Genomic DNA, 21,305 nt, shown 5'->3' on the forward strand with positions numbered 1-21,305 from the left:
CGGCCGACAGCGGCCGGGCGGGTGTGCCCGGCGGCGGCAACAGCGTCAGATAGTCCACGAACAGCACGCGCGCCCGGCCGACAGCGGCCGGGCGGGTGTGCCCGGCGGCGGCAACAGCGTCAGATAGTCCACGAACAGCACGCGCGCCGACGGAGCGCGGCGTCGCACCTCCTCGCCGACCGCCCTCAGGGCGCCACCGACCCTGGCCAGCGCCGCGTCGCGCGCCGCGCCGTCGAGCTGCTCACGCAGGACTCGGCCCAGCACCGGCACCGATCGGGTCCAACGGGGTAGGCCGGCGGCGAAGAGCAGCGGGACGTAACCAACGTCGTTGCCACCGATGGTCACCGTGACCAGGCTCTCCGTGCCGTCCAGCGCGTCGACCTGGGGCGGCGCGCCGCGCTGAGGCTCGGAGAGGACGTTGGCGGTGGTGGCACCCGAGAACGTCACGTCGACGAGATCCAAGGACAGTCGCGCCGCGACGAGGTGGGCGTAGTTGACCGCCGATCGGCCCGCGCCCAGGGGCGCGCCCGGCGCCTTCGGCGTGATCCCCGGGCCGGCCGCCATCGACGACCCGAGCGCCACGTAGCGGTTGCCCATCTACGAGAACATCTCGCCGACGGTGGACTCCACGCCCTGCATGTGGGACGCGGCGACGTCGACGGCGGCGCACAACCTGTCCAATGAGGCGCTGACGTCGTCCGCCTTCTGCTGCCAGCGCGTCTGCTGCGCCAGCCACGCGTCGCTTCCGGTGCCGCCCCAGCAGTCGCCGACAAGCGGCAGCTGCGCCCTCTGCTTATCCAGCGTCGCCTTCGTCGCGGCGGCTTCGGCATCCAGTTCGGCCGACGCTTGTTCGATCGCGCCGAAGTTCCATCTCTGGTCGGTCACGAGGAACCTCAGAACCCCATCTGGCTTTCGAGACCGCCCGCGGTGGCCTCGTCGGTGGCGAGGTACCGGTCCACGGCGATCTCCATCTTGACGTTCATCTCCTGCTCCTCCGCGCGCAGCGCCGCCGACGCGGCGAGATAGTCCGACAGGGCCTTCTGGACGGCGCTACCGGACTCGCCCTTCCACTCGCCGACCAGGTTGCCCGCGATCTGACCCACCCGGGCCTCGTGGCCCGCGCGGTCCTCCTCGAGGGCCTCGAACGTGCGGACTTCCCGGCGAAGGCGTTCGCCGTCCACCTCGAGCTGTGCCATGCAGTCGATCATTCCACGGTCGACGCGAGCCCAGCTGCGCTAATTGGCCGGGCTCGACGCCTGCGCCCAGAACCGCTTCGGGATCCGACCGGCCTGGCGGGCCAACCTGCCTCCCGTGACCGCGGCCGCCATCGCCGCGGCCATCATCGGCGGGTCGGCGGCTCGCGTGACGGCGGTCGCCAAAAGCACGGCGTCGCACCCCAATTCCATCGCCTGCGCGGCGTCGCTGGCGGTACCGATGCCGGCGTCCAGGACGACGGGCACGTTGGCCCGTTCGACGATCATCGCGATGTTGTGGGGATTGGCGATGCCGAGACCCGTCCCGATCGGCGAGCCCAGCGGCATCACCGCCGCGCATCCGATGTCTTCGAGCCGCCGAGCCAGCACCGGGTCGTCGTTGGTGTAGGCCAGCACGACGAAGCCGTCGTCGACGAGTTGCTCTGCCGCCCTGACCAATTCGACGCCGTCGGGCAGCAGGGTGCGCTCGTCGGCGATGACCTCGAGCTTGACCCACTCGGTCCCCAGCGCCTCGCGGGCCAGCTGGGCCGTCAAGACCGCCTCCGCGGCGCCGCGGCAACCCGCGGTGTTGGGCAGCGGGGTGATGCCGAGCCGGTTCAGCAGGTCGAGTACCCCGGTGCCCCCGTCGGAGTCGACCCGGCGCATCGCGACCGTCGTCAGCTCGGTCCCGGACGCGACGAGGGCCTCCTCCAACACCGCGAGGTTGGCCGCCCCGCCCGTGCCGAGGATGAGCCGCGAACCGAAGCTGCGGCCCGCGATGGTCAACTTGGCGTCAGCCACCCTGCACCGCCGTCACCACTTTCACCGTGGCACCGTCGGTCAGGCCCTGGTGCCAGTCCGACCGGGGGATCACCGCCCAGTCGACGGCGACGGCGATCCCCTTGTCGGGGATGCCGAGCGTGGTCAGCAGGTCGGCGACCGAGGTGCCGTCGTCGACGACCACGGATTCGTCGTTGACCACGATCTTCACGCGGGAACACCAACTTTCAGCTCGGCCGCGATCGTCGCGGCGGTCCACGGCGCCAGCAGGAAACCCGACCGGCCGTGGCCGGCGGCGACGAGCGTCCGGTCGTCGAGTCGGCCGACGAGGGGCAGGTTGTCGGGGGTCATGGGCCGCAGTCCCGCCGCACACTCGGCGAGCTCGTACTCCGCCAGCGCCGGCATCACCTCGCAGGCGTCGTCGAGCAGTTCGCGGACGCCGGCCACCGTGGGTGCGGTGTCCCTGCCGTGCTCGTACTGCGTCGCGCCCACCACGACGCCGTCTGGCCGCGGCACCAGGTACACCTGTCTACCGTGCACCCTGGCCCGAATCACCCTCTGCGGCAACGGCATGCATCCACGTCGCCACCGAAGCCGAAGAACCTCGCCCTTCACCGGCCGGATCGGCAGTCCCGGCCACAACGACGGGGCGTCGACGCCGTTGGCGATCACCGCGACGTCGGCGTCACGCACCTCGTCCAACGACCGCACCGGCGCCGCCCAGGTGACCCCGAGGGCCTCGCACCGGTCCGCCAACGCGGCCACCAGCGCCCGGTTGTCGACCGCCAGTTCGGTGTCGGCGACGAATCCGTGCCGGATGCCCTGCGCGAGCAACGGCTCCAGATCGCGTGCCGATCTGGTCAGCTCCACCGGATGCCCTTGGGCGGCAAGCCATTCCCCGATGGTGGCCAAGTCGGCCGCGTCGGCGCGGTCGACGGCGACCACCAGCGACTCCCTGGCGGTGACGACCTCCGGCGGCAACCCGTCCAGGAAGTCGTCGTGCCACATCCGGAGTGACGCGAGGCCGATCTCCAGCAGCCGCTCCTCGCCGGGCCAGCCCTCGCCGAACGGGGCCACCATGCCGCCGGCCAACCAGGAGGCGCCTGCGACGTCGGCCCGGTGCACCCGCACGGTCCAGCCGTCGAGGGCCGCGCGCCGGGCCACCGACAGCCCGATGACGCCGCCGCCGATCACGGCCAATGAGTGCCTACGCACGGTTCCATCCTTCCTACGCCGGCATGACCCGGATCAGGTGTGACGGTCAGGGTGATCGCACCCACTCTCAGCCCCCGGTATCGGGACTCCCGCGTCGCGTGTCCAAGGGTACTCACGAGTCGCTACCGTCGCAGCATGCCTCTCGACCGCCGTCATCGTCTCGCGACCGCCCGGCTCTATCTGTGCACCGATGCCCGACGGGAACGCGGCGACCTCGCGGAGTTCGCCGACGCCGCGCTCGCGGGTGGGGTCGACGTCATCCAGCTCCGCGACAAGGGCTCGGCGGGCGAGAAGCAGTTCGGTCCGTTGGAGGCGCGCGCCGAACTCGCCGCACTCGAGGTGCTCGCCGACGCGGCACGACGCCACGGCGCTCTGTTCGCCGTCAACGACCGGGCCGACGTCGCCCGGGCGGCCGGTGCCGACGTCCTGCACCTCGGCCAGGACGACCTTCCCCTGCCGATCGCCAGGGACGTCGTCGGGCCCGACCCGCTGATCGGGCGGTCCACCCACGACGCCGACCAGGTCCTGGCCGCGACTCGCGAGCCCGTCGACTACTTCTGCGTCGGACCCTGCTGGCCCACCCCGACCAAACCGGGACGCGCGGCACCGGGGCTCGACCTGGTCAGGACGGCTGCCGCGCTCGACACCGAGACGCCGTGGTTCGCCATCGGCGGCGTTGACCTGGCCCGGCTGCCCGAGGTGCTCGAGGCGGGCGCCCGCCGCATCGTGGTCGTGCGGGCCATCACCGCGGCCGAGGACCCGGAGGCAGCGGCCAGGGGCTTGCTGAACGCTATGGCGTGATCTCGAACGGCAACGACGCCGACTCGCTGCGCAGCCGCTCCCAGCTGGCGGCGAACCCGGGATGCAGGGGCATGTCCGCCACCTCGTCCTCGGGAACCCAGCGCAGCTCGGAGCTCTCCCGGTTGGGCACGGTCCGCAGCGGCTCGGGGGCGTCGGCGATGACCGTCGTATAGGTCCAGGACACGCCTTGCGGCTCGAAGGTCACGACCTCGCGCCGCACCACGAGCTGATCGGCCGTCAGCCCGGCCTCCTCCTGCGCCTCGCGGACGGCGGCCTGCTCGACGGTCTCGTGGCTGTCCCTGGCACCGCCGGGCAAGCCCCACGTGCCCCCCTGATGACTCCACGGCGCACGATGCTGAAGGAGCACGGCGGCGCTTCCGTCCGGGCGGGGCGCCCTCAGAAGCAACCCGGCCGCGCCGTGCAGACCCCAGAAGTGCGCGCCATCCGTCGAACTGACCCAACCGTCACCGTCACCACGCACGATCCCAGGATAGGGAAGGTCCGGCGAACATGGGTGTCGGCGTTTGTCCCGCGCGTCCCGCCCCCTGCTCTTAGAATTCCTTTACAGTTGAGGGGTCGGGAAAGTACACCGGAAGCAGAGGTCCACGCACAGGTGACCGTGGAGTTGGCGCATCCATCCACCGAGCCCCTTGCGTCGCGCTCGCAAACCAGACCAGCGCACCCGCGCTGGTGGTTCCTCTGGACCACCCCCGGCCGCATCCTCACGATCGGCATCGTCCTCGCCGCAATGGTCATCGCATGTGCCTTCGCGACGTCGACCACCATCAACGACCGCCAGCAGGCGCTGTCCAACGTGCTCGACCACACCGAGCCGCTGGCGTTCGCGGCTGGCCAGCTGTACACGACCCTGTCCGTCGCCGACGCCGCCGCCGCGACGGCCTTCATCTCCGGCGCCGAACCGCGAGCCGTCCGGCAGCGGTACGAGCAGGCGATCACCGACGCATCCGTGGCGGTGACGCGCGCGTCGAGCGGGCTCACCGACGACGACATGGTCCAGCTCCTCGGCCGGGTCAACGCCGAACTCGCCGTCTACACGGGTCTCGTCGAAACCGCCCGCACCAACAATCGCGCGGGCAACCCGGTCGGTTCGTCGTATCTGTCCGAGGCCTCGTCGCTGATGCAGACGCAGATCCTGCCCGACGCCCAGCGCCTGTACGAGGAGACCAGCAAGCAGGTCGACACCGAGACGACCGCCTCGACGCGGATCCCCGCCCCCGTCATCCTGGTGGTGCTGGCGACCCTGATGTTCGGTGCGTTCGCCAACAGGTGGCTCGCCCGGCGCACCCGTCGGCGCGTCAACGTCGGGTTCGTCGCCGGCGGCTTGGCCGTGCTCATCATGATCGTGTGGGTGGGTACCGCGTTGGCGATCTCCACCGCCGACAGCCGCAGCGCCAAGAGCACCGCAGCAGAGTCCCTCAAGACCGTCACCACCATGGCCATCACCGCCCAGCAGGCCCGAGCCGACGAGACGCTGTCCCTGATCCGCCGCGGCGACGAGGGCGTCCGCAAGCAGTCGTACTACCAGCGCATCGACACGATGCAGCAACAGCTCGCCGGTTATCTGGGCCGCGACGACGCGATCGACAAGGCCGATCTGGCCGACGCCGAACAACTGCTTCGACGCTGGCGCGCGGCCGACGACCGGATCAACGCCTACATCGCCGTCGGCAACTACCAGGCCGCCACCCAGGTCGCGCTCGGCACCGGCGAGGACGATTCGACGCCGGCCTTCGACAAGCTCGACGCCGCGCTGACGAAGGGCATCGGCGAGAGCCGTCAGCAGCTGCGCAACGACATCGTCAACGCGCGGCGGGTGCTGTCCGGCGCCACGGTCGGCGCGGCGGTGCTGAGCATCATCGCGGCGATCGCAGTGGCGCTGGGGCTGTGGCCGAGGTTGAGTGAGTACCGATGAGCGCGAAGAAATTGCTGGCGGTGCTGGCGGCGGCGGTGACGGTCGCCGGCTGCAGCCAGACCGCGCCCGCCGTCAACGTGCCGAGCGTGACGCTGGCACCTCCCACGCCCGCGGGCATGCAGGAGGCCGCACCCCAGCCCCCGCTGCCGTCCGACCCGGAGGAAGACGACCGGTCCTACGGCGGCTGCACGGCGAGCCTTCGGCCGTTCACCTCCAAGGCCGACGCCGACGACGCCGTCACCAACATCCGCAACCGGGGCCGCCTCATCGTCGGTCTCGACATCGGGAGCAACCTGTTCAGCTTCCGCGATCCGATCACCGGTGAGATCACCGGCTTCGACGTGGACATCGCCGGGGAGGTGGCCAGGGACATCTTCGGCACGCCGTCTCAGGTCGAGTACCGCATCCTGTCGTCCGCCGACCGCGTCACGGCACTGCAGAACAACCAGGTCGACATCGTCGTCAAGACGATGAGCATCACCTGTGCGCGCAAGGAACTGGTGAACTTCTCCACCGAGTACCTGGCGGCCACCCAACGCATCCTGGCCCCCCGCGACTCGGCGATCGCGCAGGCGTCCGACCTTGCCGGCAAGCGGGTGTGCGCGGTGTCGGGGACGACGTCGCTGCAGCGCGTCCGGCAGATCACCCCGCCGCCGGTCATCGTCGAGGTCGTGACGTGGGCCGACTGCCTGGTTGCGCTGCAGCAGCGTCAGGTCGACGCCGTCAGCACCGACGACTCCATCCTCGCGGGGTTGGTGAGCCAGGACCCGTATCTGCACATCGTCGGACCGTCGATGGCCAGGGAGCCCTACGGCATCGGGATCAACAAGGAGAACACCGGCCTGGTGCGGTTCGTCAACGGAACCCTCGAGCGCATTCGCCGTGACGGCACGTGGAACACGTTGTACCGCAAGTGGTTGACGGTGCTCGGCCCGGCGCCCGCGCCGCCCGTACCAAGGTACGAAGCCCAATGACCGCGCCCGAAGAGGACGACGAGGCCTACCCCGGCACCCAGCCCGCCGACGCCATGAGCTACGACTCGTTGGCGACCATGCGGCCGATGGCCACCCAGGCCGTCTTCCGGCCGAACTTCGACGACTCCGAGGGCATCTCGATCGGCACCGTCGCGACGGATCCGCACGAACAGATGACGATGATGACGCGTCAGTGGTCGCCGATCCGACGGCTCGGCGGCGGTCTGGTCGAGGTGCCGCGCGTGCCGGAACGCGATCCGCTGGAAGCACTCATGACCGATCCGGTCGTCGCCGAGGTCAAGCGGTTCTGCTGGAACTGCGGCAAGCCGGTCGGTCGCTCGACGTCGGACGGCGAGGCGCTCTCGGAGGGCTGGTGCCCGCACTGCGGCAGCCCGTATTCCTTTCTGCCGCAGCTGAGTCCGGGCGACATGGTGGTCGACCAGTACGAGATCAAGGGGTGCATTGCCCACGGCGGCCTCGGCTGGATCTACCTGGCGTTCGACAAGAACGTCAACGACCGGCCGGTGGTGCTCAAGGGCCTCGTGCACTCCGGCGACGCCGAGGCCCAGTCGATCGCGATGGCGGAACGGCAGTTCCTCGCCGAGGTCACCCACCCGGGGATCGTGAAGATCTTCAACTTCGTCGAGCACGACGACAAGAACGGCGACCCCGTCGGCTACATCGTGATGGAGTACGTCGGCGGCACGTCGCTCAAACAGGCCAAGGGACACAAGCTTCCGGTCGCCCAGGCGATTGCATACATGCTGGAGATCCTGCCGGCGTTGGGCTATCTGCATTCGGTCGGCCTGGTGTACAACGATCTGAAGCCCGAGAACATCATGGTCACCGAGGAGCAGCTCAAGCTGATCGACCTCGGTGCCGTGTCGCGGTTGAACTCCTATGGCTTCCTCTACGGCACACCGGGATACCAGGCTCCCGAGATCGTCAAGACTGGGCCGACGATCGCCACCGACATCTACACCGTCGGACGCACCCTGGCCGCCCTGACACTGGATCTGCGCACCCGCAACGGTCGCTACGACGACGGTCTGCCCGATGGCGATCCCGTTCTGCTCAAATACGATTCGTTCGGTCGGCTACTCCAGCGGGCGATCGACCCCGACCCACGCCGACGGTTCGCCAGCGCCGAGGAGATGTCCGGTCAGCTGATCGGCGTGCTGCGCGAGGTGGTGGCCCAGGACTCCGGGATGCCCCGGCCGGGACTCTCGACCGTGTTCAGCCCGTCGCGGTCGACGTTCGGGGTCGACCTGCTCGTCGCCCACACCGACGTCTACCTCGACGGCCAGGTGCACTCGGAGAAGCTGACCGCACAGGAAATCGTTCGGGCCCTTCAGGTTCCGCTCGTCGACCCCGCCGACGTGGGCGCCGCCGTGCTGTCGGCGACCGTGCTGAGCCAACCCGTGCAGACACTGGACTCGCTGCGGGCAGCCCGCTACGGATCGCTCGACTCCGATCAGGGCGTCGACCTCTCGGAGTCCGTCGAGCTTCCCCTGATGGAGGTTCGGGCCTTACTTGACCTCGGCGACGTGGCCAAGGCCAATCGCAAACTCGACGACCTGGGCGAGCGGGTGGGTTGGCGCTGGCGCCTGGTGTGGTTCCGCGCCGTGGCCGAATTGCTCTCGGCGGACTACGAATCCGCCACGAAGCACTTCACCGAGGTGCTCGACACGCTGCCCGGCGAACTCGCCCCGAAGTTGGCGCTGGCTGCGACCGCCGAATTGTGCGGGGCGGCCGACGAGCGACGGTTCTACAAGACCGTGTGGAACACCGACAACGGCATCATCTCGGCGGGGTTCGGGCTGGCCCGAACGCAATCAGCCGACGGTCTGCGCGACGAGGCCGTCACCACCCTCGACCAGGTGCCGCCCACGTCGCGGCACTTCACCACGGCGCGGCTCACCAGTGCCGTGACGCTGCTGTCCGGTCGTTCCGGCAGTGAGATCACCGAACAACAGATTCGCGACGCCGCGCGACGGGTCGAGGTGCTGCCCGACACCGAACCCCGGGTGCTCCAGATTCGCGCGCTGGTGCTCGGCACGGCGATGGACTGGTTGGCCGACAACACCGCGAGCACCAACCACATCCTCGGCTTTCCCTTCACCGAACACGGCCTGCGCCTTGGCGTCGAGGCGTCGCTACGTGGCTTGTCCCGCGTCGCGCCGACGCAGGAACACCGCTACGCGCTGGTCGATCTGGCCAACAGCGTGCGACCGATGAGCACGTTCTAGCCTCTTCGGAAGCGCTGGTTGAGCTGTGGGTCGGCCTCCCACCAGAGCGTCGGCTGGGCGGTGTCGGCCACCTCCTCGATCTCGGCGTCGACCTCGATGGCTCGCGACTTCTCGTGGGTGGACAACCGCCTGAAGAGAACGGCCAGGAACGGGATGCCGAGGACGTCGCCGACGATCCAGAGGACACCCGCGCCGATGGACTGGTCGGTCCTCGTGCTGGGACCCCAATCGCGGTGCAGGCCAGCGTAATACTGATAGGCGATCACCGGGCCCAGCCACAGCACCAGGCCCAGCAGCCCGTCGCCGAGGGACTCCACGACGCTGATGCCGACGGAGAGCAGCGGCGGGTAGCGCCGAGGGACGGGGTCGCTCTGCACCCTCGCGTAGTAGTAGCCGAAGCCGACCAGCACCAACAGGATTCGAGTCACCGAGCCGACGGCGCCACTCATCGACGCGACGTACCAGGGCGTCAGATACAGCAGCCACGGCAGGCCGAGCATCGCCACCGACGTGCACAGCGGCGACGCGGCGACCCGGCACGCCCGTGAGGCGAGCAGCCGGTCGACCCGACTTCGGCCCGTCTCCGACAGTGCCGCCCGCAGCGTGGTCACCGGCCTGCCGAGGGCGAGCAGGAAGGGGGCGACGAACAGCAGCACCAGGACCTGGAGCGCGCGCATCCAGAAGAGCACGGGGGCGTACACCGCGATCACGCTGCACGTCGCGAGGAACCAGGTGAGGAGGCCCGCGGTGAAGCAGTACACCGGGGCGCGGTCGGCGGGTGCGGCGTCGTGGGCGGCCCTTCGACACCAGGCGTAGCCGGCGCCGAGGGCCACGATCAACAGGAGCGCGGCGGGGTCCAGCTGCCACGACTCGACCGCCACCCTGAGGTTCAGCGGAGTGTGAGCTGGCGACGACACCAGGCAACGTTATGTGCTCAACCTGGGATTCAGCCGTGGAGGCCGAGTCGTTTCCGGCGAGGCCGCCGCAGATCTCCGGATGGCATGTGGCACTGACATATTGGGGCTACGCACCTCGGTTGTGCACAGTTGGCGATTCATCCACAGATCCGGGCCGGCGGCCTGTGTTTCGGCTTCTCCGTCGGTTCACATCGGTAAATTCGCAAGTATGTTCGATTCGTTGGTGACCGCAGCGTCCGACACCTCGTCGGGTGCCGGTGCGGTGGAGGCGTGGTCGCGGGCGGAGTCGGCCGCCTGTGCGCGCAAGGTCGCGGCGATGGCCGGGATGCTCGAGGCCGCCTACGCCGCGTCCGGGTCGGCGTCTCGGGACCTGTGGTGTGTCGACAACTTCGATGCCATCGCCGCCCACGTCGGGGCGGTCCTGCGGATCACCACCGGGGCCGCGTCCAACCAGTTGTTGATCGCGGTGGCCCTGCACGAACGGTTCCCCAAGGTGGCCGCGGTGTTCGCCGACGGGCTGATTACCTATCAGCTGGTGAAGGCGGTGGTTCAGCGCGGTGCGCTGGTCGTCGACCCCGACGCCCTCCGCGCGCTGGATGCGTTGTTGGCCGAGGCGTTGAGCTCCCGGGAACCGATGTCGGTGGCGACGCTGGAGAAGATGATCGACGGGTTCGTGGCCCAGGTCGACCCGCAGGCAGTCATCCGCACCGAGACCCGCGCCCGGGGCCGGTCGGTCGAGGTGGGTGACGAGGACGGCAGCGGCATGGCGACGGTCTTCGCGACCCTGTTCGCCCACGACGCCAAGGCCTTCGACGCCCGGGTCGACGCGCTGGCCCGCACCGTCTGCCCGGCCGATCCCCGCACCCTGGATCAGCGTCGCTCCGATGCGATGGGTGCGCTGTCCCACGGGGCGGACCGCCTCGCCTGCCTCTGCGAGACCGACGACTGCCCCGCCGCGGACAACCCGCCCTCGACCGGGGTGGTGGTCTACGTCATCGCCAGCCAAGACACGCTCGACCAGCGACCGACGCCGACGCCTGACGGCACTGACGATGGCCCCGACGGTGAGGCGAACACGGAGAACTCCGCGGATGCGGGCGAGGACTCCGAGAGCCTCGACGAAGCAGCCGCACCGCCAGAGTCACCCTCGCCCCCGCCGACGGTTGACGAGCGCATCGCGGACGCAGAGGACGCTGGTCCCGATGACCTCGCGAACGCCAACGAGGCCGCCGCACCGCAGGACTCGGCCCCCAGCCCGGCCCCCGTCGCCGAGCGAACCGCCCTCGACGGCGAACCCCCGGCCACGTTCACCAAGCCGCTGCGCGAGCTGACCCTCACCGAAGCCCTCACCCCCACCCCCGGTCGGCTGGCGAGCCTGCGGCCCGCGGTGATGATGGGTGGACGGTTCCTGCCCGGGGCGATCGCCTGCCGCGCCACCGTCGGGGCGACGATCACCGCGATCGTGCACCCCGGCCAAGCCCCACCCGAACCCCGCTACCGACCGTCGAAGAAGCTGGCCGACTTCATTCGTTGCCGCGACCTGACCTGCCGCTTCCCCGGCTGCAAAGTACCCGCCACCCATTGCGACGTCGACCACGGCATCCCGTGGCCCTACGGGCCCACGGCCGCGTCCAACCTGAAATGCCTCTGCCGTCGACATTAGCGACTCACGTTGTACACTCTGACGATGGAGACGTTACCTCACGTGCGCGCGGGTTGCTACCTCCGAATCTCGTCAGACCCGAACGACCGCCGCGAGGGTGTGGAACGCCAGCGCGCGGACACCCTGTCACTGTGCGAATTGAAGGGCTGGCAGCCCACCGAGTACTACTGCGACAACGACGTGTCCGCGTCCAAGGGGAACGCCCGCCCCGAGTGGGACCGCCTGCTCTCAGACATCAAAGCCGGCCGCATAGACGCCATCGCCGCATGGGATCAGGACCGTGGTTGGCGCATGATGAATGAACTCGAATCGCTGCGCCGATTCTTTACCTCGCTGGACAGAACCATTTTGTTCGCCACCACGGGTCAGGGTGACATCGACCTGTACTCGCCCACTGGTGTCCTCGCTGCACAGATCAAAACCGCCGTCAGTGAACACGAGATAGCCATGATGCGCGTACGGCAGCGCAGAGCCGCGAAGGCGAAGGCCGAAGCGGGCAAACCGCAGTGGAGAAAGGCGTTCGGGTACGTCGACACCCCAAGCGGCCCGATCGTCGATCCTACGCAAGCTGAGTTGGTCGGAAAGGCCTATCAGGACATCCTCGCGGGTGGCTCAATCTCTGACATTGCGCGAGAGTGGAACGCGTTGGGCCAGTACGGGTTGAACGGCAAGCCGTGGTCACCGGGCACGCTGAGCCTGTACCTACGGTCACCGCGCAACGCGGGGCTCCGCGCCCACAACGACGTCATCGTGGGCGCGGGCACGTGGGAGCCGCTGGTATCCGAGGACGTATGGCGCGCTGCGCAAGCCGTTCTCAACGCCCCGGGGCGGGTCGGGAGGCGTAAGTCGATCCAACGCCACCCGTTGACGGGGATCCTGCTGTGTGGCAAGTGCAACGACGGGTCACGGTTGAGTGGGCAACACCAGTCCGGACAGATCGCCTATGTCTGCAAACAGTGCCGGGGCTGTTCGGTTCGGTCCAAGTACGCCGAGCCCGTCGTCTACGGTGCGATATCCGGTCGACTGGCGCGCCCCGATGCCGTGGACCTACTGCGGGCGAACCAGGACGATAACGAAGCCCTCCGCGCCGAAAGACTCACTCTCATGGGCAGACTCGACGAGATTGCCGATGCGGTGGCCGATGGCGACCTGACCCCGCAGCAGGCGCGCCGTGCCACGGAGCGGATACAGGGCAAGCTCGACGAGATTGATCGTGCCCAGCACGACGCCGACCGGGCGAGAGTGCTCGACGGGTTGCGACTAGGGCACGAGGACGTCGCCGACGATGTGCGCGCGCTCTCGGCCGACCGCTTCCGCACCGTCTGTGACCTCTTGGTCCGCTTCACCGCCCTGCCCGTTGGCAAGGGCAGCCACGTGTTCGATCCGCGCCGTATCGCCATCGAATGGCTTGTCGACTAGAGGGTGTAGACACCCTAGTTGTTTGCTGGGTGTAGACACCCTTGGTCGACGAAAAGAGGGCGGCGACGCCCTGAACTGCTAGTTTGACTAGTAGTGTCAATTTCGGGACAGGTGTAGCGAAACGCGACATCGTTCGCTTAATCTCCGCCGTGTGGACCTTCAGGAGTACCTCGCGGAGGCGGTGGCCGCAGCGCCGCCGCTAACGCCCGAACAGCGGGCGAAGCTGTGGGTGCTGCTTGCTCCGGTCCGCGAGCACCGCGCCGAGAAGCTGCGGGCAGCGGCATGACAGTCGGCCGTGCGCCACCCCTCGCGCCCCATCCCGAACAGTTCCGACGACGACAACAACAACAGAGACCATTTGTGACGACGACAATCGACTTTCGACCGATAAAACGGTTCCCGCACTACGTGATCGGGACCGACAGGACCGTGTGGTCCATCCCCCGCGAGAGCCCCGGCAAGGGTGGGTCCGTACGCATCCTCTCCGGGCGCCAGCTCAAGCCCGACGCCGGCCGCGTGACGTTGGTCCACGGCTCGCTCCGCGAGCGCCACTCGATCGACGACCTACACGCCCAGCACTGGCCCGGCAGGCACTGGCCGAAACCGCAGGCGACATGCCGCGCCGGCCACCACCTCCTACCCGTCGAGCACGAAGTCGTGGCCGGCTGGACCGGCAAGCCCGCAGTGGCCTACTGGGGCACCGGGAACCGTGTGTGCCTCGTGTGCAACCCGGGCTGGACGCCGACGCCACGAACTACGCCGCCGCCGGACCATAACCGCGGCAAGCGTCACGACGACGACGACATCGACATCGGTTTCGACGAGTTTTTCGGCATGTCGATTACCACGGCGGGCGTCAGTGACCCCAATTTGCACGCCTTCCCCCGCGTCTCGGTGGTACCCGAGCGACTACGCGCGCTCGACGACCTCATGAGGCAACGCCCGTGAAGGCGATGGATGTGCAGAACCCCGGGGGCATTCACCTACATAGCTTCTGGCTCGCCCGCGCCGATGACCCCTCGCTCGAGTTGTGGCTACGCGTGGTGGCTCTCGCCTTCGGCAGTCATCGCGCCAACGGTCACTCCCAGTTTGCTGCGGGTTGGGTGGCGAAGTGGTTCCACAAGTCCCCGAGTCAACTGTCGACGGCCATCAAGACAGCCAAGGCCAAGGGCATGTTGGGCGCGGAGTCGACGTCGCGTTGCCTAGTCCTACCCCCGGGCGTGACGGGTGGCCTGGGACACCCCTTTGACCCGTGCTCGGTTCACGGTCGCATCAAGAAACCACGAGATGAGGGGTTCTGAACATTTACAGCAAATGCAAAACTATCGGCTTGTCTTTGACATCTGGTGTAAAAGCACTTTACAGCAGATGTAAATCGTCGAGCCTCTGACCAGCACAGACGGTACTTCGTTCTATGACTCTTCTTCATCGCGTACCAGTAGGTGTTCGGCCAGTGGCTCTCCGAACGCTGGCAGGTGGTCCAAATGGGGCACCTGCGAACGGTGTTGCGACGCAACCCACGGCGCAACCTGAACCTCCCGATTCCTACATCGTTCCCACCCGCTGGCGCGTGGGGGGATTTTGAAATGGGCAGTTGTCGCGTTGGCAGGGTGGCCCAGTTTGCAACGGCATGTGGTCGGGTTGGCGACCGAAGCCGACGGTTGGTCAGCAACGAAATATTAAATCTCCACTCTCACCCATATACGAAGGACTTTCACCATGACTGACGCACTGCGCATCATCGGCACCCGCAACCCTGTCTACGCGGTTCCCCGCGACGGCGGTGGACTCGTGCTGGGACAGGGCGGGAGTCACGTCCTGCTCTCCCGCGACGAACTGGCCGAGCTGGCCGACGTCATCCGCGAGCGTCTGGGAGAACCCCACATTCAACGTTTCACGACACAAAGGCACCAATGAACCACGAGAACCTCGAAGTAGGCGACGACTACGTCGGCTACAAAGTCCGACTGATCGACGTCATCGTCGACCAGTCGACCACAGACGTGGGAATTCTCGTCGACCAGAGCTCGACGATTCTCATTTTGACTGACGAACTGGCGGCGGAACTTGCACGAGCCCTGGACAGCGCCATTGGTCCGCGCCGGCCCCGCGCCGCCACGCCGTCTCACGCGAGGTGGGCCTAGATGGCAGTGGTCTCCCGCAACGGCTACATGAACCTGGCAATCGCGCCCGGTCGCAAGCCCCTGTTCGTGGTTCCCCAGACTGGCGGCCTCGGTATCAAGCGCGGCAACACCCTGATTCACCTCACACCCGATGAGGCTTACCGCCTCTGCGACGCCGTCGTCGACATCCTGGAACGCCAGTGAAGTTCGGCAACCAAACCATCACCATCGTGACAGTCTCGGAAGGCGCCACCCGCGACCGCTACAACAACCCCGAAGTGGTCCGCACCCCGAACGTCGTCACCGGTTGCCGAGTGCGCCCACTCTCGGCAACGGAGACGGTTGCACTTGGCGACGTCGTGACCGACGCCCAGAAGGCCACCTGCCCACCTGTTCCTGCGGTCCTCGACGCCACCGCGGCCGACGAAGTCGTCGTGGACGGCATCACCTACTCGTTGATTGGTCCGCCCCGCGTACACCGCGACTTCCGGCGACTTAGTCACGTGACGCTGAATCTTCAGCGCATCACAGCCTGATTCTCAGGCCTCGCCCTACGCCCGGCACCGGCTAGGGCGCGAACGGCCATCTCTGACGAGATGGCACAGCAGTAAACCGCGTAGACGCAGCCCGGCACGGGCGCGAGCGCAAACCACGGCAACAACCCGGCACGGGTGAGCCACCTCCGGCACGGGGGCATCCCAACACTTTCGAACCGATAGGTATCACCCAACACTCATGTTTTCAGTAGCAGCAACCCAAGAATCCATTGCCCGCCTCAAGAATGAGATTCGAGGCATGGCGGCCAACGCGCGCCAGGAGAAGCGCAACGAGTTCACCCCCGAGGAATCGAAGCGCGTCTCCGAGATCAAGGCCGACCTCGACCACCTCAAGAGCGAGCTGGCCCGCTCCGGCCACGGTGACCCCGAAGCCGAAGCCGTCAACCGCGCCACCGCTGGCCGCGATTCGCAGCAGTGGGCAACCCGCGCAGCGAGCGCCATCCGCAAGGCGAACGGCGGCAGCGAGTCTCGCGCCGTCACCTCCGGCAGCGTCAACGTGGAGTCCGCCATTTCGCCGGAGGTCACTCCGAAGTCGCGCCCCTCGCGGCTACTCGACCTCCTGGTCACTCGCGACACCCTCGCCGACTCGCCGCATTTCGAGTACTGGCGCCAGACCGCCCGCACCACAGCGGCGGCTCCCGTGGCAGACCTCGCCACCAAGCCCACCTCGACCTACACCGTCACCGCCCAGAGCGGTAAGGCAGTCGTGATCGCCCACCTGAGCGACCCCGTGCCGATTCGCCTCTGGCAGGACGACGCCGCGGTCATTCAGTGGCTCGAAAACGAGATGGTGGCCGGCGTTTACGACGCCCTCGAAACTCAGATCATCAGCGGCAGCGGCACGGGTGAGAACCTGACCGGCATCCTCACCGTGGCCGGCACGACTCAGGTCGCCTTCGCCACCGACGTCCCGACGACGCTGCGCAAGGCGCAGACCGCACTGCAGACCATCGGCGTTACCCCCGATGCGCTCGTGCTGAACCCCGCCGACGCGGAAGCTCTCGACCTCCTCAAGGAGGGCACGGGCGGTATCGGCTACTTGCTCGACGGTTTCGAGAACCCGAACGCCCGCAGCGCCAACGTCCTTGGCACCGCGCCGCGCGTCATCAGCAACTCGATTCCTGCGGGCACGGCGGTTCTCGCCAATTGGGCGCAGGCGCTCAAGCTCCTGGTACGCCAGGACATGACGCTGGACATCGACGCGGGTGGCGACCTGTTCAAGCAGAACGCCGCGATCTTCCGCGCGGAGACCCGCGTGGGCCTGGCCCACCTGCACCCGGCGAGTATCGCCGTCGTCGACCTGACTGCCTGACAATGAGTTTCGACAATCTCGAAGGCTACTGCGAGCTTCCCCAAGCCGCAGCTCGCATGGAGATGACTCAAGAGCAAGTCATGGCGCTGGTACGCAAACGCGCACTACGGGCCGTCGACATCATGGGTGAGGTGTGGGTTCAGCCCGCCCTCATCTCGGGCATCCAGACCCGATAGACCGGGTGGCGCGGGCAGGGGGTTTGACCTCCTAGCAACCCCCGCCCCGCCACCCCCCATAAACCTCCGCACGCGGGATGTTTCCACGTCTCCTACCGCGTGCGGGGCTCGGCCGTCTCACTTCCAGCGGCCGGGAACTCCTTTCTGCAAGACGTGGTGCCGCCGTCGCCGGGTGGCTGGTAACCACAGCTTGTCCGAGTGCACCCCCTTTAGGGGGACGGGCAGCAACCGGCGGCGGCATACGGCAGAACCAAAGAGGAACACTCATCAACACTTCCGACATTGCCGACGCGATCGTCGAAGCAGCCGCGGCGAGCCAGACATTGCGCGTCGAATGCGACGCCTACTTGGAACGCATTGCGGCCGTGTGGCGTTCGTTCGCCCCCGTCGAGACCGGCAGGTACGTCCACAGCATCAAGACCGAACGTCGCGGCGCGCGCTTTACTGCCGCAGCACTGCGACGCGGAGTCTCGATCGGCCACGTCTACTCCGACGACCCCGCGGCCCCCTTCATCGAGTACGGCACCGGCGACCCGGGGCCCACTCCAGCCTTCGCGCCGATGCGAAAGACATACGCGCGCTTTCTAGATTGACAGGACTTCATACGCCCGATGCCCGAAATTGATCTTGACGTCGTCACACGAATCAACCGCGCCCCCCTGGACCGCGCGGCAGGCCAGATCCAGCGCGACATGCAGCGTGCAGGCCGCGAGGCCGGCAACGGTTTCACAACCAACTTCGCCCAAGGCATCGAAGGCGCAGCACCGCGCGTTCAGGCCGCCACGGTCCGCGTAACGGAGGCGACGCGCAAGCTCCGCGAAGAGCAAATGCGCCTCAACGAAGCCATGCGCGGCGGCAACTGGGACAACATCGTCACGCAGTCTGAACGACTCGAACGCGCTCACCGCGATCACGAATCGTCACTGCGCAGCCTGACTGAAGTGCAGAGCCTCGCCAGCTCGTCGGCCGGCACACTCGCCAGCAGCGCCGCAGAGGCGGGTTCGGCCATGTCCAAGGCCGCAGGCCCCGCAGGCGCGGGGGCACTCGCCATCGGCCTGCAAGCCGCCGTGTCCGTCGCCTCGTCACTCTCCGGTCTGCTGGGCCTCCTACCCGGTGCCGCCCTAGCCGCAGCGGCCGGATTCGCGACACTGAAGATTGGTACGCAAGGCTTCACCGACGCTCTCGGCGCGATGGACGACCCGCAGAAGTTCGCCCAGGCGATCGCCGGCCTGTCCCCCAACGCCGCCCGCGCCGCCACCGACATTCGCAGCCTGGTCGACGGCCCGCTCGCAGACCTCAAGCGCTCGACACAGGATGCGCTCTTTGCCGGAGTCGGCCCACAGCTCCAACAACTGACGACCGCTATCGAGCCGTCCCTACAGAGGCTCACGACCACGGTCGCCACGTCGTTCAATCAGATGTTCAGCGGCATCACCGGTAACCCGGCGATCCTCAAGAGCATCGAGACGACGATGGACAACATCGGCGCGGCCTTCACCAACCTGGCGCCAGCCGCTCAACCCTTCACGCAGGCAATCGCCAAACTCGCAGAGGCAGGTTCGTCGTTCCTACCGGGACTCGCGACCGGAATCACCGACGCGGCCAACGCCTTCTCCAAGTTCATCACAGAAGCCCAGCAGTCCGGGCAGTTACAGCAGTGGATTCAAGAGGGCATCGACACCGCCAAGGCGTTCGGTCCGATCATTCTGGACGTCGGCAAGGCATTCCTTTCGATGGATGCTGGCGGCAAGAGCGCCGTCCAGGCAATTGGTCAGTTGGCAAGCGCATTCGCCACACTGGCGCCCGCGCTGAACGGCATCCTTTCGTACGCACCCGAATTCATGACTGTTCTCGGTCCGTCCATCGCTGGCGTGACGACCATCGTGGACGGCCTTGGTAAGGGGTTCGACGCGCTGACCGACATTGTCGCCAACGTCGTTCGGCAGATCATCCCGTTGGTCAACCGCATCGGCACCGCCGTCAGCGACGCGCTTGAGCCCGTTCGCCAAGCGGCCAAGTTGGTCGGGATGCAAATCCCCGAATACAAGCCGCTCGACCCCAACGGACCGGCCCGCGCGGGCACCGTGATCCCCAAGGCGATCGGCGCGCAGCCCACGGGATCGGCCGCCGCGGACAAGTGGCTTCAGGCCGACCAGGCTGCGCACCCACTCAACGCCAACGGCCTGCCTCCCGGCACCTTCCGCAAGCGCGACGGCACCATCGGCTACGCCACGCCGCCAAGCCTGCAGACGGGCGGCATTCCGCAGCCGCTCAGCGGCCCGTACGCCGCCACCACGAGCGGTAGCGGCACCGGAGTGCAAGCACCACAGAGCCCGCTCACCGGAGACCCCATGTCACTGCTGGGCGGCGTCCCAGTCACTGCGAGTCTGTATGGCGCAGCTACGAGCGTCCTGCAGTCGCGGCACGACGTAGAGCAGCAGCGCGCGTTGGTCGACAAGCTTGAAAAGTCGAACGTGGCGACGCAAGACGAGATCACCAAGGCCAAGAACGAACTTCTCACCAAGCAGCAGCAGCAGACCCAAGCTGAGATGCGGCTACAGGAGGAAAAGCAATCGGCCACCGACTCGGCGCTGAAACAAATGAACAGCGCCGCAACCGCGTTCGGTGACATCGGCAACGCGCTCGACAAGGACTTTGGCATCTCCAAGGGACTTCCGGGCCTTGCTGACAATCTGACCCGATTCCTCGGAAACCTCGCCACGGCGGGCTTCCGCGGGCAGCTCAAGGCCATCGAGGCCGCCGACCCGGATTGGCAGGCGCGCTTGGCCGCTGCGAACGGATCGAGCGGCACGTCGGGTGGTTACTCGCCGTTCGGCCCCACGAGTATGTACGGCAGTCAATACGGCAGCCCAGGTTACGGATACGGCGCACCAGGGCAAGCCATGGCAGGCGAGAGCGCACGCGACTTCGCTCACCGGGTCGAAATGCCCTACTTCCAACAGCAAGGCCTCACGGTAGGCGACCACGCCGCCGACCAATTCGGCGAGCACCAGAACGGTGCTATCGACATCATGGTCAGCAGCTTCGAGGAAGGCGCGAAGGTTCTGCAGCAAGTCCTATCGGACCCGAACACCTACGGCGCGATCTTCAACAAGACGTCCTACGGCTACGGCAAGGGCACCGCAGGCACTCCGATGGAGGACCGCGGCAGCCCCACGGCGAACCACATGGATCACGTCCATGCCTACTTCAAGCCCGGAGGAACAAACAACATCATCCCGGGTGGCGGCGCACCGTCGTTCGGTCCTCCGATCGGCAGCCCCTTCCCGAGCGGTCCCGCGCTGGGCGCCTCTCCCGTTGCCCCGCCCATCGGCTGGGGGCCTGGCGGTATCGCCTCGCCGCTCGGCGCGGGTGGTCAAGGTTTCGGCGTAGGCCAGACACCAGGCATGGCGGGACAGGCCGCAGGCGCGCCCATCGGTGCGCCCGTGGGTGGTCCGGCACAGGGCGGGTGGCAGCCCGCGGCGACCAGCTCCAGCGGCATTGGAGCTGCCGCTGGAGCTGCCGCGGCTATGGCCTTTCCAGGGGCGGGCGAGGCCGCAGCGAAGGCGGGCCAGCTAGTCGACCGCTCGGTCAAATATCTAGGCCAGCTAAGTGGCATCGGCATAAGCGGGCTTATGGAAACGTTCGGCCTGTCTGATCCCAACGGCGGCGGCAACCTTCAGCAGTCATGGCTAGGACGTGTAGCGGGTGGACTGGCACAGGCCTCGCCCTCGATGCCGTCCTCTGCCGGTCAGGCCAAGGGCGACACCACCAAGCAGGTCGACCCGAACACCAAGGAGCACGGCACCGGTGGCGGACAAGCCCCCGGGCCGCACAATTCGGGTGTCATCGTCCAGGGCGACTTCGTCATGGCTCCGAATCGCAATGGCCAGAAAGTCCTGAACGATATGGCGTTCGCATCGGCGGCCAAGGGCAGTCGCTAAAGGGGGGGGGGGTCTAAAGTTCAGGCCCCGGAAGTCCTCCCGACCTAGG

The 21,305-nt window shown here is 67.6% G+C and carries 22 protein-coding genes and 1 pseudogene; 15 read left to right on the forward strand and 8 right to left on the reverse strand.

The genetic code is table 11. The annotated features are described in order from the left end of the window. Window positions 1–66: 66 nt before the first annotated feature. The 6 genes and pseudogenes from H7J06_RS10740 to thiO all read right to left on the reverse strand — a co-directional run. A pseudogene (locus tag H7J06_RS10740) lies at window positions 67–597 on the reverse strand (SGNH/GDSL hydrolase family protein); the annotation flags it as partial. Further along, window positions 598–885 carry a WXG100 family type VII secretion target gene (locus tag H7J06_RS10745; protein ID WP_264038805.1) on the reverse strand — a complete coding sequence of 96 codons (288 nt, stop codon included), beginning with the start codon at window positions 883–885 and terminating at the stop codon, window positions 598–600. An 8-nt stretch (window positions 886–893) separates the two neighbouring features. Further along, window positions 894–1,196, reverse strand: coding sequence for a hypothetical protein (locus tag H7J06_RS10750; RefSeq protein ID WP_264038807.1), 303 nt, complete (start codon window positions 1,194–1,196; stop codon window positions 894–896). Between the two features lie 39 nt (window positions 1,197–1,235). Further along, window positions 1,236–1,994 (reverse strand): thiazole synthase, encoded by a 759-nt coding sequence (locus H7J06_RS10755; RefSeq protein WP_264038808.1) that lies wholly within the window; start codon window positions 1,992–1,994, stop codon window positions 1,236–1,238. Then, window positions 1,987–2,184, reverse strand: a complete 198-nt coding sequence (gene thiS / locus H7J06_RS10760) for a sulfur carrier protein ThiS (protein ID WP_264038809.1) — start codon at window positions 2,182–2,184, stop codon at window positions 1,987–1,989. The genes H7J06_RS10755 and thiS overlap by 8 nt, the downstream gene beginning before the upstream one ends. Further along, the gene (gene thiO, locus H7J06_RS10765) at window positions 2,181–3,188 is read right to left on the reverse strand and encodes a glycine oxidase ThiO (protein WP_264038810.1); all 1,008 of its coding nucleotides are present in this window, start codon (window positions 3,186–3,188) and stop codon (window positions 2,181–2,183) included. The genes thiS and thiO overlap by 4 nt, the downstream gene beginning before the upstream one ends. A gap of 135 nt (window positions 3,189–3,323) precedes the next feature. Between thiO and thiE the strand changes: the two genes are divergently transcribed. Further along, on the forward strand, window positions 3,324–3,989 hold the full coding sequence (gene thiE, locus H7J06_RS10770) for a thiamine phosphate synthase (RefSeq protein ID WP_264038811.1): 666 nt from the start codon (window positions 3,324–3,326) through the stop codon (window positions 3,987–3,989). Here the strand turns inward: thiE and H7J06_RS10775 are convergent. Continuing rightward, a complete protein-coding gene (locus H7J06_RS10775; protein ID WP_264038812.1) occupies window positions 3,979–4,470 on the reverse strand; it encodes an NUDIX hydrolase in 492 nt (163 codons plus the stop codon). The two genes, thiE and H7J06_RS10775, sit on opposite strands and share 11 nt — an antisense overlap. A 132-nt stretch (window positions 4,471–4,602) precedes the next feature. Between H7J06_RS10775 and glnX the strand changes: the two genes are divergently transcribed. The 3 genes from glnX to H7J06_RS10790 are packed head-to-tail and all read left to right on the forward strand — an operon-like array spanning window position 4,603 to window position 9,145. Then, a complete protein-coding gene (gene glnX / locus H7J06_RS10780; RefSeq protein WP_264038814.1) occupies window positions 4,603–5,922 on the forward strand; it encodes a protein kinase G-activating protein GlnX in 1,320 nt (439 codons plus the stop codon). Beyond that, window positions 5,919–6,896: a glutamate ABC transporter substrate-binding protein gene (locus H7J06_RS10785; protein ID WP_264038817.1), complete on the forward strand. Its 978-nt coding sequence runs from the start codon at window positions 5,919–5,921 to the stop codon at window positions 6,894–6,896. Before glnX ends, H7J06_RS10785 begins: the two co-directional genes overlap by 4 nt. Further along, the gene (locus H7J06_RS10790; RefSeq protein ID WP_264038818.1) at window positions 6,893–9,145 is read left to right on the forward strand and encodes a serine/threonine-protein kinase PknG; all 2,253 of its coding nucleotides are present in this window, start codon (window positions 6,893–6,895) and stop codon (window positions 9,143–9,145) included. Before H7J06_RS10785 ends, H7J06_RS10790 begins: the two co-directional genes overlap by 4 nt. On the opposite strand, the gene H7J06_RS10795 is transcribed toward H7J06_RS10790, so the two are convergent. Further along, window positions 9,142–10,062, reverse strand: coding sequence for a cytochrome c oxidase assembly protein (locus H7J06_RS10795; RefSeq protein WP_264038819.1), 921 nt, complete (start codon window positions 10,060–10,062; stop codon window positions 9,142–9,144). The genes H7J06_RS10790 and H7J06_RS10795 overlap by 4 nt on opposite strands. Before the next feature lie 208 nt (window positions 10,063–10,270). Here H7J06_RS10795 and H7J06_RS10800 point away from each other — a divergent pair, with 208 nt between their 5' ends. From H7J06_RS10800 to H7J06_RS10850, 11 genes are all read left to right on the forward strand, one after another. After that, the gene (locus tag H7J06_RS10800; protein WP_264038820.1) at window positions 10,271–11,725 is read left to right on the forward strand and encodes an HNH endonuclease signature motif containing protein; all 1,455 of its coding nucleotides are present in this window, start codon (window positions 10,271–10,273) and stop codon (window positions 11,723–11,725) included. 24 nt (window positions 11,726–11,749) lie between these two features. Beyond that, window positions 11,750–13,144, forward strand: a complete 1,395-nt coding sequence (locus H7J06_RS10805) for a recombinase family protein (protein ID WP_264038821.1) — start codon at window positions 11,750–11,752, stop codon at window positions 13,142–13,144. Window positions 13,145–13,295: 151 nt separating this feature from the next. Next, window positions 13,296–13,430 carry a hypothetical protein gene (locus tag H7J06_RS10810; protein ID WP_264038822.1) on the forward strand — a complete coding sequence of 45 codons (135 nt, stop codon included), beginning with the start codon at window positions 13,296–13,298 and terminating at the stop codon, window positions 13,428–13,430. 122 nt (window positions 13,431–13,552) lie between these two features. After that, window positions 13,553–14,092 carry a hypothetical protein gene (locus H7J06_RS10815; RefSeq protein WP_264038823.1) on the forward strand — a complete coding sequence of 180 codons (540 nt, stop codon included), beginning with the start codon at window positions 13,553–13,555 and terminating at the stop codon, window positions 14,090–14,092. 771 nt (window positions 14,093–14,863) lie between these two features. Further along, window positions 14,864–15,061 (forward strand): hypothetical protein, encoded by a 198-nt coding sequence (locus H7J06_RS10820; RefSeq protein ID WP_264038824.1) that lies wholly within the window; start codon window positions 14,864–14,866, stop codon window positions 15,059–15,061. Further along, window positions 15,058–15,288 carry a hypothetical protein gene (locus tag H7J06_RS10825; RefSeq protein ID WP_264038825.1) on the forward strand — a complete coding sequence of 77 codons (231 nt, stop codon included), beginning with the start codon at window positions 15,058–15,060 and terminating at the stop codon, window positions 15,286–15,288. Before H7J06_RS10820 ends, H7J06_RS10825 begins: the two co-directional genes overlap by 4 nt. Further along, complete coding sequence (locus tag H7J06_RS10830) at window positions 15,289–15,471, forward strand: hypothetical protein (protein WP_264038826.1); 183 nt, start codon at window positions 15,289–15,291, stop codon at window positions 15,469–15,471. Window positions 15,472–15,497: 26 nt separating this feature from the next. After that, a complete protein-coding gene (locus H7J06_RS10835) occupies window positions 15,498–15,803 on the forward strand; it encodes a hypothetical protein (protein WP_264038827.1) in 306 nt (101 codons plus the stop codon). Between the two features lie 199 nt (window positions 15,804–16,002). Next, window positions 16,003–17,136 carry a phage major capsid protein gene (locus H7J06_RS10840; protein WP_264038828.1) on the forward strand — a complete coding sequence of 378 codons (1,134 nt, stop codon included), beginning with the start codon at window positions 16,003–16,005 and terminating at the stop codon, window positions 17,134–17,136. Between the two features lie 523 nt (window positions 17,137–17,659). After that, a complete protein-coding gene (locus H7J06_RS10845; protein ID WP_264038829.1) occupies window positions 17,660–17,905 on the forward strand; it encodes a hypothetical protein in 246 nt (81 codons plus the stop codon). Window positions 17,906–17,923: 18 nt separating this feature from the next. Next, window positions 17,924–21,256 (forward strand): VldE C-terminal domain-containing protein, encoded by a 3,333-nt coding sequence (locus H7J06_RS10850; protein WP_264038830.1) that lies wholly within the window; start codon window positions 17,924–17,926, stop codon window positions 21,254–21,256. Window positions 21,257–21,305 lie beyond the last annotated feature (49 nt).

It is taken from the genome of Mycolicibacterium hodleri (assembly GCF_025822245.1).
In the GTDB taxonomy this organism is placed as follows: Bacteria; Actinomycetota; Actinomycetes; order Mycobacteriales; family Mycobacteriaceae; genus Mycobacterium; species Mycobacterium hodleri.